The sequence below is a fragment of the Microbulbifer maximicatervae (SeqCode) genome, from assembly GCF_052467225.1.
Genome location: NZ_CP174303.1, coordinates 3,785,404 through 3,798,714 on the forward strand (window position 1 = coordinate 3,785,404; position 13,311 = coordinate 3,798,714).

Below are 13,311 nucleotides of genomic sequence, written 5' to 3' on the forward strand. Positions count from 1 at the left end.
TATGCTCGACCTAATCCAATCCTTCCACTTCCTGCGCCCTGGGGTTCTGTGGCTGCTAATTCCCGCAGCACTACTCTGTTGGGGGTTAGCAAAGATGGTGCTCAACAGCGCTCAACTGCAAAAGGTCATAGACCCAGATCTGCTGCCCCACCTTCTACTGCGCGGTGGCAGTAAAAGACCCTGGTTATTCGCATTAATATTTGCGCTGCTGGTCGCGATGATTATCGCTCTGGCCGGCCCTGCCTGGCGCAAGCTGCCAACCCCGGTGTACAGCAACCAGGATGCCCTGGTCATACTGCTAGACTTGTCACCGTCCATGATGGCGACAGATCTCTCACCCAATCGACTAACCCGCGCCCGCCTTAAAATTTTGGATATTTTGCGCCAGAGAAAAGACGGCCTCACCGCACTCGTCGCCTATGCTGGAGAAGCCCATGTCGTCACCCCTCTTACCGAGGACACGGCTACAATCGCCAATCTGGTACCCGCGTTATCGCCCTCAATCATGCCAGTCCCCGGCAGCAATATCGAAATGGCCGTCGATACCGGGATTCGCCTGTTAAAGGATGGAGCCGCAGGACGCGGGCAATTACTTGCCGTTACCGACGGCATAGACTCAATGGCCGCCGATGAGGTCGCCAAAGATCTGTCCAACGCAAAAGTTGAAATGAGCATACTCGCCGTGGGCAGCGGCGAGGGCAGCCCCATCCCACGGGGGAATACCGGTGGATTTGTGACTGATAGTAAAGGGGCCATCGTCATCTCCAATTTCGATGCCAGTGAGCTTCGCCAGCTCGCCCAGTCCAGCGGGGGGCGTTTTGCCAAAATTACGGTAAATGACAGCGATATCGACTATTTACTGCCTCAAACTGACAGCCCGCAACAAGCGCAGCTCACTGAAAGGGAGTTCGACCAATGGCGGGATGAAGGGCCGCTATTACTCCTTTTAATACTACCTTTTGCAGCCCTACTCTTCCGTCGGGGAGCTCTGGCATGCGCCCTGCCCTTACTACTACTAACTGGAATTTCAAGTGAAAGCCAGGCTATTGAGTGGCAGGATTTATGGCAACGCAAAGACCAGCAGGGCCAGCGCCTACTGGAAGAGGGACAGCCGGCAGAGGCCGCGCAAGAATTTCACAACCCCGAATGGAAAGGCACTGCCAACTATCGCGCAGGCAATTACGCAGAGGCCCAGGAGAATTTCGCCCAAAGTAATAATTCACAGAGCTTGTACAATCTTGGCAACAGCCTGGTGCAACAGGGGGACTACGATAAAGCTATCGAGGCTTACGATGAAGCCCTGCAAAAGCAGCCCGAGTTTGCCGATGCCGAGCACAATCGAGAAATTGCTGAAAAGCTGAAAGAGCTGCAAGAAAAACAGCAGCAATCCCAACAGCAGTCCGGTGAACAGCAGCAAAGCGAGCAGGAACAGAACCAGCAAGACCAGCAGCAGAGCCAGGAACAACAGCAAAACCAAGAGCAGCAAGCTGAGAACAACGAACAGCAGTCCAGCGAGCAGCAACAACAGGGCAATAATCAACAGCCCTCTGGTTCATCAGAGCCCTCTGAGCAACAGCCCCAAGGTGAGGAGCAGCAGGGCTCCCAAGAAAAGGGCCAGGAAGAGCAGGAGAGCGAACAACAACAGCAAGGCGAACAACAGGGTGAAGAACAGCCGCCGCAAGGGGAATCGCAACCTACTGGCGCTGAAGAAAGCCCTCTCGACCAGGAAACCCAACAAGCCCTGGACCAATGGCTCCGTCAAATTCCCGATGATCCAGCCGGCCTGATGCGCGAGAAGTTCAAATACGAGAGCCTGCAAAGGCGCCGTGCCTATCGCAGCGGAGAGTGGGAGCCACCGGAAAATGGGGCGACACAAAGATGGTAAAGAACAGTAGAACAATGTCGCTGGATTCAAGGACACTGATTTCAAAAATGCCTATGGACGCAATCATTAACAACCGAATAAAACTTTGGAGCCTCCCACTCAGCCACGCCTTCGCTTTGCTACTTCTTGCAATAGCACTTTGTCTGTCGACACCGGTTTTAGCAAGCGATCTCAGCGCAACGGTCGATAGAGATAAGATTGGAATTGATGAGACAGTCAATTTACGTGTGCGCTATTCAGGAGACAAAAGTGGTGGACAACCGGACTTTGACTTGTTGGAACAGGATTTCGATATTCTCTCACGCCAACAGTCCAACCAGTATCGCGTTATCAATGGCCGTGCAGAGAGTTTTGTCGAGTGGGTACTGGCGCTAGCCCCCAAACGGGAAGGCAAACTGTTTATCCCCTCTTTTAACTATCAAGGAGAGGTTTCCGATGCGGTTCCCGTCACGGTCACCGAGGCGCAAAGTGGACCTAACGGCGGTGAAAAGCAGGCTTTTCTGGAAGTAACACTCGACAAGGAAAAGGTCTATGTCCAAGAGCAACTGCTGGTAAAAATTCGCCTGTACACCACTATCGGCTTACACGATATCGCAACAGAACCTCTCAAGGTTGCCGGCGCTCATGCAGAAAAAGTCGATGAGCAGCGATATGAGCGCAAGCTCAATGATGTGAGCCATGCGGTTTTCGAAGTTACCTACGCCGTTTTCCCTGATAGCTCAGGCAAGCTCAGCATCCCCGCACTAACCTACGTGGCCATCGCTGGGCGCAGGGACCCCTTCTCCCTATTTAATCGCAACAGCCAAAGGCTTCGACTTCGCTCCCAAGAGAAGCCTATCGAAGTGCTGCCAAAACCCGCTGACTACTCTGGCAGCCAATGGCTGCCCGCTGCCAGTCTCGGCATTGTTCAAAGCTGGAGCCAGGACCCGGACACCTTTGCCGTAGGCGAACCTATTACCCGAATTCTTACCGTACGTGCCGAAGGGCTCAGGGCCGCACAGTTGCCCCCACTTCCCAAACTCAACGTGGATGGCCTTAAAACTTACCCCGATCAACCGCAACAAGAAGACCAGGTTGGGCCCAACGGCGTTACCGGAAGCCGTATTGAGACAACCGCGATTGTGGCTACACAACCCGGGGACTACGAGCTTCCTCCCGTCACTGTGACCTGGTGGGATACAAAAAGCCAACGACAACGCACCACTCAACTACCGGCATTCCGCTTCTCAGTTTCCGGTACTGCTGCTGCAGTAACCAGCGACAATGAAACCAGTGCTAAAGTACCTCAGTCAGCTACACCCACCGAACAAGTCGGTACTGTGAGCCATTTTTGGCGCAACCTGGCTATTATCGCGATTGCCTCTCACTTACTGTGGGTCCTGTACTTTTTCTTTCAGAGGCGCAAACCCGCCCAGCAAATACCGAGCAACCACACCCAGGCTCCCGACTTACAACGTGAATCCCGTGCCCTTAAAAAAGCTCTGGAGAGTGAGAACCCCATCCATATCCAGCAAGCCACTTTAAAGTGGCTTACTGCAAAGTGGCCGCAAGTAAATGGTAAGAGCTTGGCTGAGACCGCGAGGCAACTGAACATCCCCGAGCTGGATCAGCTCCAAGCAGTTCTGGACGCCGCTATTTACAAGTCACCGGCTAGTCCTTTGGACATCAATAAGGTGAAAGCAATAGTCGACTTACTAGTGAACGCGAAACCTGAAAGTGAACCCAGTGAAACGGATAGCGCCCTGCCCTCACTGTTCTCTTAACAGGAGCCACTTCAAATCAAACAGGGAAAGGTTGGCCTTCACCGCCTATGGGTAAGGCCAATTCCTGTGTATTCGAGCAGTTTAAGAGGTACTTTAAATAGAATCAGGAAAAAGTTTGTGTAGATATGATTTTCTTTGCAAGCCCTAACAATTTCCAGGTTTTGATGAATCCGCCCCCAAACGCCCTGGGAACTAACACCCCCTTCACGCATTTTCACAATGCATTTTGGCAAGCGCCTGAAGCTGATTTTATCCCGATAAAGAAAACGAGCTAGCAATTCAAAATCTGCCGCAACACGGTAGTTGGTTTTATATAAACCTAGCTTTTTGTAACAGTCTCGCCGCACAAAAAATGTAGGATGGGGTGGCATCCAGCCCCAGCGAAATTTAGACACCCTAAATTTACTGGAGCCATAAAAACGCACTCTTTGGCTTAAGTTGTTGCGAGCCACAATCTCCAGATCTGCATAGACAGATTGGGCTCCCGAAACCAAAAATTCATTAACAACATTTGAAATTACACGATTATCAGAATAGACATCATCAGAGTTAATAGTGCCGACTATATCGCCAGACGCCATGCATATGCCTTTATTCATAGCATCATAAATACCCGAGTCTTTTTCAGACACAACTGCCGCGACTTGGTCTTTAAACTCAGATATTATCTCTAGCGTGCCATCAGTAGAGCCACCATCAATAATTATATGCTCAATATTTGCATAATCTTGAGCCAACACGGATAGTATTGTGTCGCGAATGGTGTCAGCACTATTTAGACAAACCGTTATCAGGCTTATTTTTATCACAAAAATTCTCAAGTTGTCGTTTCGTGAAAAGTAAAACCTCTTCTGAGAACTTTAGTACAAATCAGCAACCACCCGCATAGCGGGTGGTATGGTGAAAGCCCCCAGAGGGGGCTAGTTACAACCCTGCCAGTCGCATCTGCTCTTGGCGGCGCTCTTCAACCTCTTGATTTTTGATGTACTCACACAGTAGCCCCGAGCCCAAAAGTGTCTTCCTGTGAAATTTCTCTGTACATGCTTGTACTTCCGAAATATCTGGATCGCAGATTTCCCTTTCAGAAACCCAATCGTATTGGAAACACTGAACTTCGGAAGAATCATTAACAACATATGGATGTGATCCTTCATTGCGTACTCCTCGACCAACTCAATGCCCTTTTGACGACATAAGTCTCGACATATTGCTCCAATCTCCCGCCTTAATGTCCCAAATAACGCTTTCTTTCGATACTTGGGCACAAACACCACGTGGTACCTGCAATAATGTTTCACGTAAGCTTGGCACTGCCAATCTCGCATATGGCCCCCTTATAGAACTTGCCGGTTCATGGAGGCCATATTTTTACTCTGCACGCCGGAACGGCAGAGCCCTGTCAAGTCTCACCGCCAGAGGCGGTGGTTTACCTAACTGTTAATTACAATGTCTGACATTCGATCAACATAAAATACTTCTATACCAGTCGTATGTTTTCTTTAACCCTACCCCCAAGGAAGTCTGGGAAGCCCACCCCAACTTCGATAGCTTTGAGGTGTCTAGCAACTTCCGCGGCACACCATCAGGCATTGACCTGTCAAATGTAATATTTCCCTCAAACCCAATGATCTCGGCGATTAAATAAGCCAGCTCCTTAACAGTACAATCCACCCCAGTACCCACATTTAGGTGGGAGCACATAGGCTCTGTCACGGATCGATATACTCGATCTTCCAAACCCATTACAAACACCAACGCATCAACCATATCCTCTACATACAGAAATTCTCGTCGAACATCACCACTCCCCCAAACCCTGACATTCTGCACCCCTTCATTTTTGGCCTTATGGAAACGATGTATTAATGCAGGGATAGCGTGTGAATTTGCAGAGTCAAAGTTGTCATGTGGACCATAAAGGTTTGTCGGCATAACACTGCGATAGTTACGTCCATACTGCCTTGAGTACGACTCGCATAACTTAATTCCGGCAATCTTGGCAATAGCGTAAGGCTCGTTAGTCGCCTCCAACCTGCCCCCAAGCAGGTCCTGCTCCCGTATCGGTTGGGGGGAATCCCTTGGATAAATACAAGACGACCCAATAAACAGCAAATTTTGGATATCGGCCTTGTGAGCCTGATGGATTACATTGCACTGAATCATCAGATTCTGGTAAATAAAATCAGCTGGGAGCTTGCTATTCGCCAATATGCCCCCCACCTTTGCCGCAGCCAAATAAACAGTATCAATCGACTCCGAATTAAAAAAATCAGAAACAGCATCAGCATCTGTCAAGTCCAGCGAATCTCGAGGGCAGGTAATGACTTCACAGTTTTTTACCGGTTTCAGCCTCTGAATTAATGCCGAACCAACCATGCCCCGATGACCTGCGACAAAAACTCTCTGGGAGTATTTCACTACCTACTCCTCAAAAATAGGCTCAGTGCGATAACCATTCCCAGCCAACAACAAATTCCGCTTCGCTTCCCTCAAATCATACTTAACCATCTCCCCAACTAAATCTTTCAAGGTTGTTTTAGGTGCCCACCCCAGCTCTTGCCGAGCCAATGAGGCGTCACCTACTAGTGACACCACTTCTGTCGGGCGAAAATAACGAGAGTCCACTTTAACAATTACATCTCCACACTTAACTGCTGGAGCATCTTCTCCCACAATTGAAGCAACAACACCTACCTCTTTCTGCCCCTCTCCATGAAACTCTACCTCTATCCCCAACTCTTGAGCACAATTACGAACAAAATCTCGAACGGAGTATTGCAGCCCTGTAGAGATGATAAAATCCCTAGGACTTTCTTGCTGCAACATCAACCATTGCATTTCAACATAGTCTCTAGCATGGCCCCAGTCCCTCAGTGCATTCAGCTCCCCCAAATACAGGCACCGCTCTAAACCTTGGGCAACATTTGCCAAACCCCGGCTTATCTTTCGAGTAACAAAAGTTTCACCACGCCGTGATGACTCGTGATTAAATAAGATTCCATTGCAAGCATATAAGCCATAGGCCTCGCGGAAATTGACCACGGTCCAATAAGCAAACAACTTTGCAATTGAGTATGGAGAGCGAGGGTAAAAAGGAGTGTTTTCATTCTGAGGGGAAACTTTGGCAGCACCATAAAGCTCCGATGTTGAGGCTTGATAAAACCTGGTTTTATCCAACCCCAGAAGACGCATCCCCTCAAGTATTCTGAGGGTTCCAAGCCCGTTCACATTTGCAGTATATTCAGGGCATTCAAAACTGACCGCAACATGAGACTGAGCACCCAAATTATAGATTTCATCAGGCCGCACCTCCTGAAGAATTCGGGTCAAATTATTCGTATCGGTAAGGTCTCCATAGTGAAGAAAAAACCTTCTACTATCATCTTGCGGCCCTTGGTACAAGTGATCTATGCGGCTCGTATTAAATGAAGAGGACCTTCTTTTAACCCCATGAACCTCGTACCCTTTCGCCAATAAAAATTCAGCTAAATAAGAACCATCCTGGCCTGTTACACCCGTTATTAATGCTTTTTTCATGTCTCAGCCTGTTAGAATTATTGGTATACAAGCTCACCTCTTCACAATCAATACCGCCCAAACATTTACAAAGATCAATGTCGCTCAGGTTTCGCCCCTAACATCAAGCGAGCCATCTCCCGTATTTCAACCCCCCACAACCTTATCTGAACGAAAGTTGCCATCAATCTATAACCAATATAAATTTCCCTTTTCCTCCAAAAAAATACGACCACCCTTACCGGCGGAAGAAGGGTATATAGAATCAGCTTAATCCTCCCTACCCCTTGAGAGAGGAAAAACTGCCCTCCCTTTATCCGCCTTGCTTTTGTCGCTACAGATTGCCAGGAACATCTAACTCGATGATGGACAAAAGCGGATTTCAGAAATAAGACTTGGTGCCCTTTCACCCTCAACCTTCTGCAAAACTCAAAATCACCACTCGAAAAGAAATTCTCACTAAAGCCGCCAAACTTCAGAAACAAAAACCGATCAACTACCATATTCGCTGTAGCCGCAACTCCTGCAGATACGTAAACCTCTTGTGGTATCCCTCTCATAAAGTCATAGACTTCATAGATATTGGAGAATCCATATTGCTTTTGACTTCGCACATCACCGGCAAATAACTTTACACTCCCCCCCCAACACCCAACCGCCCTATCAATTCCAGCTATCCACTTTGAATCCGGCAGGCAATCAGCATCCGTAAATATAAGCCAATCTCCTTCAGCTAACTCTGCCCCTTTGTTTCTTGCCGCATAAGACCCAGGCTTTTTGCACTTTCCTGTCTTAATCTGAAAACTTTCCCCCCCTAAAAAGGATGGAGAATTCCCGTCATTTGATATCAGCACAAGCTCAAAAAGGTCTTTTGAAATGACTTGAGACTCCAAGCAACAAACCAACTCCTCAATGAAGTGCCACTGCTGATAGACCGGAACAATCACGGAAAATTTAACCCGCATAGCAGCACCAATTGCAGATATTGTTAGACATTTGAATCATCACGCGCTGACTAAACGATTAGCACAACACTTGGAATTAGCAACCTACAACATTGGCCAACAAACAGGATGGGCGGGGATTTCAACAACTGGATCAGGAGAGAGATAGATAGGAACTTCGACAGCAGCCAGGGTAGTTAGAACCTGACAACCTTAAGGGAAGACCGAAACAATCAATGAGAAAATAAATTTGGATAAGTCTTAAAGTCCCACAACCTTGAAACCGCAGAACACAAACATACTTCAGGGAATAGCCAGAGACCCGCCCGAAAAGAGAATGATGTAGAAGCTAGCGCTATAAAAAGATGAACCAAAGCCAGCTACCCGTTGATAGCAGCCTCCTCCAACACCTTCAAGGTGGCTTCCGCTGCTCGATCCCAAGAAAACTCTTTTACCCGAGCGCATGCAGATTCCTGAAGGCTATGGACCAAATCCAAATCTGAATGCAGCTGATGGATACCATTAGCCATGCTAGAAACCGAAAGAGGGTCGACTAAAATAGCTCCACCTCCAGCCACCTCCCGCATAGCTCCAGTATTAGAGGTCAAAACCGGCGTATTCTGCGAAAACGCCTCAACAATAGGCAGCCCAAACCCCTCATAAATCGAGGGGATAAGCAAAGCTCTGGCATTATGATACAAGCCACTTAACTCGTGATCAGGCACATAACCCCGCACCTTTACCATTTCTCCTAAACCCAACCTCTCAATAACTTCACTTAATCGAGGCAGCCCCCAGCCTTGCCCACCACAAACATAAAGCGGCAATGCTCCTTGAGTAGCCATATCCAAGTAAGCTCGATATGCGGCCAGCAGGCGCTCCAAATTTTTCCGGGGCTCCAGAGTACCGACGAAAAGGAAATACTCCCCATCAATGCGGTCGTCAGTATTTTCCAGGAAAGGTGCTTCGGGAATAACAACAGTCTTACCCACAGACTTCGGCATTAACTCTGTGAGCTCATCGGCGGTAAATGCTGATACCGCTATCACCGTTTGCGCCGAGTTTACCGAAGGGGGCATCAATCCACGCTCTAGGTGCTTACCAAATACAGACATAGTTTCAGGAAAGCGCGCCCAAACCATGTCGTGAATCGTCACCACCCGGCTTACTGAAGACGGTATCATCAGCGGTAAATGATGCCTGGGGGACCAGAATACCTGCAAGTCATCATGCCTAGCCCAGGATGGGAAGCGGGCTTGAGCAAAAAGAGTACCCAGTGATTTACGCCCAACCTTCCCTGTACGTACGACCACATTAGCTACATCACAGAGCCTCTCAGGCAGCGGCGCATCACTATAAAGGAACCATTCATGCCCGCTTTGTACCATACGCTCAATGAGGGCTTCCGTATAACGGCCAATACCTGTAGTAACAACTGACAATGGTCTGGCATCAACACCAATCCTAAGCACAGGAACTCCTATCGGAGTCAATCACCTCACTACCAACATCAGACCCTAGAACTTCCCGATAAAGCTCTTGATACGATTCTCGCATCTTCTCGCCCGTGAACAGGGCCTCATAACGCTGGCGAGCTGCAGCCCCCATTATCTTGGCTCTTTCAGGGTTGGAGCTGAGGTCATTCATAGCCGCCCGCAGCGCGGCGCTATCCGCTGGAGGTATCACGTGGCCAGTTACACCATTCTCATTTACAAAGCTTGTACCGGTGCCTATCTCACAACTTATCAGGGGCTTACCGGCCATAAGCCCTTCAATCAAGGTGACCCCGAAGGCTTCAGAACGCAGATGAGAAGGAAAAACTACAGCACCACATAGTCTATACAATGCTGCCTTTTCTTCATCGGATACAAACCCCAGAAATTCAACGTTATCCAGGCCCTGCTTAGAAACAAGAGCGCGCATACGCTCCTCTTCTGGTCCCGCCCCCGCAATCAATATGCGGCAGCCCGCCCCCTCAGCCGCGCGAACCAGGTATTCAAGGCCTTTATAGTAACGAAGAACACCGACAAAAAGCATGAAACCCCGGCCATAGGTGCCCTCAATACGCTTCAAGTCATCTTCACGCGGGGGCGGCAAGGTATCCTCATCAACCCCCAAGGGAATCACAGAGACCTTATGCTTCCAGCGCTGCAAAACAGGGCTTGTTGCCACATACCGCTCTGAAGTGGCTACGATACGATCCGCTTTGGCAAAGAAACGATTCATAAGAGGGGTATAAAGCTTAAGCAGCCACTTCTGTCTCACCACATCTGAATGGTAAGTCACGACTAAAGGGCGCCGCTTGCCCGCAAACAGATAGGCAAGATCACCAAAAGGCCAAGGAAAGTGCAAGTGCAACACTTTCGCTTTGCTACGCCATACATCCAGTAGCAAACCAGGTCCAAAACACATTGACTTGAAAGAAAACCAGCGGCGGCTTGCCCGAACTTCCAAGCCCGGCTCAATCTCATAAGAGCCTGGCTTGGAAGAGAGTGCTAACACCTCACCTCCCGATCTCGCCATCTGAAATATGGCCTGTTCCAGTCCCCCCTGAGTTTCAGGAAGGAACGTCCTATAACAGTGAGCTGCGGTTACTTTTTGTACCAAAACATATGGCCTTTACAAATTCAACGTACTAGTTTACAGCATGTAAGCTGTTGTTTCTAAAGCTTTTACTATATATTTGGCGCTACTGTGCCTTTATAATGCCACCTCTATTTGTAACCGTAACACCTGGATGCTTAAGAATCACCTCAATATTGTCTGGCTCAGAGGCGTCAACGCCTTAAAGGCAGACATGGAAAATACCTACCTGGGAACCATTTGGTGGGTAATGGAACCGCTTCTTCTCACAGGGCTTCTCTACTTCGCATTTTCATCTGGCTTTCGAGGAAATACCGGAGCGAATTTCCTGGTATTTCTCCTCTGCGGCATGCTGCCATTTAAGTGGTTCGCATCCTGTATCAGCAACAGCTCTGAATCAATAGTGAATAACAAAGGGATTCTCGGGCAGTTTTACTTGCCCAAGTGGATATTCCCATGCTCGATTAATCTTTCGATGTTTTTAAGGTTCATGTGCGTTTTACCGATACTTCTCGGCACTGTTTGGCTATCTGGACTCCCGCCCTCCAGCGCGTGGGTTGGGCTAGCTCCGGTAATATTCTCTCAAGTAATTCTTAACCTCGGCTTAAGTCTACTTGCTGCAGCCACTACTCCTCTAATACCAGATCTAAGGCACTTGGTGCCTCTATGTGTAACCGGGGTTCTTTTTACATCAGGAATATTTTTTGACATTAGCAGCCGTCCTCCTGAAGTCCAAGAGCTGCTACTACTAAACCCCTTTGCTGGAGTTTTTAATAATTACAGAATGGTTTTGCTGGAGAATCAAATACCTACGCTTGGAGATTTTACATACCCGCTCATCGTTGGCGTTCTTTCACTATGTTCAGCACTTGCTTTAATCAAGGCCCTTGATAGAACTTACCCAAGAGTATTGCTATGAGCACGCCAATATTAACATTCTCAAGTGTAGGGCTTGCCTACCGAGGAAGATTAAGTTTTTTCTCAAAACAGAACTGGGTTTTGAGAAATATTTCTTTTGAGCTTCGTCAGGGTGAAACCCTTGGAGTTATAGGGCGAAATGGTGCGGGAAAATCAAGCCTACTTAAATTATTCGCTGACATAATTACACCTAATGCAGGAAAAATTCACCGCCCCGCTCATGTTAAGTCACAACTCCTATCGCTCGGTCTTGGCTTCAACAAAAAATTGAGTGGAGTTGACAATGCTCTTATGGCTCTTGTAACCCAGGGTAGCAGCATTCGGAATGCCAAAAGATTGATCCCTGTTATTACCGAATTTTCTGGTCTTGGCGACATAATTAGAGAGCCGGTTGGTACCTTTTCTGCAGGTCAAAAGGCTCGCTTGGGATTTGCAACTGCAATTCACTCCACACCTGATATATTACTACTTGACGAAATTCTAGGCGTGGGCGACAAGGAGTTTAAGAAAAAGTCTGCAAGAGTTTTGCGAGAGAAGGTTCAATCCAACCAAACCGTTGTCTTGGTTTCACACTCAATTCAGACCCTACGAAACCTTTGCGATAGAGTTTTGTGGATAGAAGATGGCACTGTTAAACGGATTGGCGCTGCCGAAGACATATTAAGCATGTACGAGGCTGAGGCAACGACCATATGAACATATATGTACATATTGGTTCAGATAAGACCGGCTCTACCGCCATACAGTCTATCCTTAGCCAACATAGAAGCCATTTAAGATCTTTAGGGATTGAATATCCCAAGCTGCCCGACAAGCAAGATCATCACGAATCCCTTGTTCATGAGCTTAGAGTCGGACAAAAAGGAGAAAGCTGGCATGAGCTTGAAAAAATATTCTCTAAAAACCCCTCACATGTAATATTAAGTGCAGAAGCTTTTTGCACCTTAAAGAGAGAGGAAATAAAAAGATTCAAAGAATGGCTAAATCAGCCCAACGTGAAAATAATTGCTTATTTACGCAGAGCTGATGAGTACTTGGAATCTGGCATATTACAGCGACTAAAGAGTGCAAAATCATTAGCCTCTTTTAAGAAACAGTATTTCAGCGCCAAATATTTGCCTACAATATTTGACCCATATGTTTTTAATGCTGCCTTTAAAGTTCGCTTTATCAAAAAGTGGGAGCGGTCATATCAGACCAGCATTATTGTTCGCCCTTATGACAAGATACAATGGGAAAAACAAGATCTCATTTACGACCTATTAACCAAGCTGGGCTTGAGTGCAGCTTTAAATATTATTAAGTCGACCAAGATCAACCGCAATGTCACACCGAGCATTGCAGGGATTTATGCAACTTCGATCCTATCTCGAAATAGGCTATTAGGTCTTCGCCACCAATTTAGCGAGGCTCTCGCAAGAGACTCAAAGCTCGCAAAAAGAGGAGCTCTTTTAAGCTGGAAAAAACGCGCTACTGCAAGAGCGCTAGCAACCATATATCTCCGCTTTAGACAACCTTCTAAGAAAATCGAGTTTTCACCTGGTGAGACACCAAAATCCGAAGGCCTCCCTAAATTAACCAACGTAATTGGTGAGGCCGAAGATATTATTGCAGGCTACTTGCTCGAAATAAACAAAAAGAAAGTTAGGCTGAAGCGCAGAGTAAATCGCCTCTCAGCAAAACTAGACAAGTAATTTATATA

General features: G+C 47.6%; 12 protein-coding genes. 5 read left to right on the forward strand and 7 right to left on the reverse strand.

The genetic code is table 11. The features are described 5' to 3' along the window. The first annotated feature begins 1 nt into the window (after position 1). Complete coding sequence (locus ACJJIZ_RS16345; RefSeq protein WP_444916216.1) at positions 2-1,885, forward strand: VWA domain-containing protein; 1,884 nt, start codon at positions 2-4, stop codon at positions 1,883-1,885. Beyond that, positions 1,879-3,648: a BatD family protein gene (locus ACJJIZ_RS16350; protein WP_444914135.1), complete on the forward strand. Its 1,770-nt coding sequence runs from the start codon at positions 1,879-1,881 to the stop codon at positions 3,646-3,648. Before ACJJIZ_RS16345 ends, ACJJIZ_RS16350 begins: the two co-directional genes overlap by 7 nt. 38 nt (positions 3,649-3,686) lie before the next feature. Here ACJJIZ_RS16350 and ACJJIZ_RS16355 read toward each other — a convergent pair whose 3' ends face one another. The 7 genes from ACJJIZ_RS16355 to ACJJIZ_RS16385 form a co-directional block, all read right to left on the reverse strand. Then, positions 3,687-4,457, reverse strand: coding sequence for a glycosyltransferase family 2 protein (locus ACJJIZ_RS16355; RefSeq protein WP_444907915.1), 771 nt, complete (start codon positions 4,455-4,457; stop codon positions 3,687-3,689). Positions 4,458-4,568: 111 nt separating this feature from the next. Next, positions 4,569-4,973, reverse strand: a complete 405-nt coding sequence (gene tnpA, locus ACJJIZ_RS16360) for an IS200/IS605 family transposase (RefSeq protein ID WP_444913664.1) — start codon at positions 4,971-4,973, stop codon at positions 4,569-4,571. A 136-nt stretch (positions 4,974-5,109) separates the two neighbouring features. Then, positions 5,110-6,066 (reverse strand): GDP-L-fucose synthase family protein, encoded by a 957-nt coding sequence (locus ACJJIZ_RS16365; protein WP_444907914.1) that lies wholly within the window; start codon positions 6,064-6,066, stop codon positions 5,110-5,112. Positions 6,067-6,069: 3 nt separating this feature from the next. Beyond that, positions 6,070-7,185: a GDP-mannose 4,6-dehydratase gene (gene gmd, locus ACJJIZ_RS16370; RefSeq protein WP_444907913.1), complete on the reverse strand. Its 1,116-nt coding sequence runs from the start codon at positions 7,183-7,185 to the stop codon at positions 6,070-6,072. A gap of 74 nt (positions 7,186-7,259) precedes the next feature. Beyond that, the gene (locus tag ACJJIZ_RS16375; RefSeq protein ID WP_444914136.1) at positions 7,260-8,129 is read right to left on the reverse strand and encodes a glycosyltransferase family 2 protein; all 870 of its coding nucleotides are present in this window, start codon (positions 8,127-8,129) and stop codon (positions 7,260-7,262) included. 359 nt (positions 8,130-8,488) lie between these two features. After that, on the reverse strand, positions 8,489-9,580 hold the full coding sequence (locus tag ACJJIZ_RS16380; protein WP_444914137.1) for a glycosyltransferase family 4 protein: 1,092 nt from the start codon (positions 9,578-9,580) through the stop codon (positions 8,489-8,491). Next, complete coding sequence (locus tag ACJJIZ_RS16385; protein WP_444914138.1) at positions 9,573-10,631, reverse strand: glycosyltransferase; 1,059 nt, start codon at positions 10,629-10,631, stop codon at positions 9,573-9,575. The genes ACJJIZ_RS16380 and ACJJIZ_RS16385 overlap by 8 nt, the downstream gene beginning before the upstream one ends. A 214-nt stretch (positions 10,632-10,845) precedes the next feature. Between ACJJIZ_RS16385 and ACJJIZ_RS16390 the strand changes: the two genes are divergently transcribed. From ACJJIZ_RS16390 to ACJJIZ_RS16400, 3 genes are read left to right on the forward strand one after another with little or no spacing between them, the layout of a single operon-like run. Continuing rightward, positions 10,846-11,610 carry an ABC transporter permease gene (locus tag ACJJIZ_RS16390; protein ID WP_444914139.1) on the forward strand — a complete coding sequence of 255 codons (765 nt, stop codon included), beginning with the start codon at positions 10,846-10,848 and terminating at the stop codon, positions 11,608-11,610. Beyond that, positions 11,607-12,305: an ABC transporter ATP-binding protein gene (locus ACJJIZ_RS16395; RefSeq protein ID WP_444914140.1), complete on the forward strand. Its 699-nt coding sequence runs from the start codon at positions 11,607-11,609 to the stop codon at positions 12,303-12,305. The genes ACJJIZ_RS16390 and ACJJIZ_RS16395 overlap by 4 nt, the downstream gene beginning before the upstream one ends. Continuing rightward, a complete protein-coding gene (locus tag ACJJIZ_RS16400) occupies positions 12,302-13,303 on the forward strand; it encodes a hypothetical protein (RefSeq protein WP_444914141.1) in 1,002 nt (333 codons plus the stop codon). Before ACJJIZ_RS16395 ends, ACJJIZ_RS16400 begins: the two co-directional genes overlap by 4 nt. The last annotated feature ends 8 nt before the right edge of the window (positions 13,304-13,311 follow it).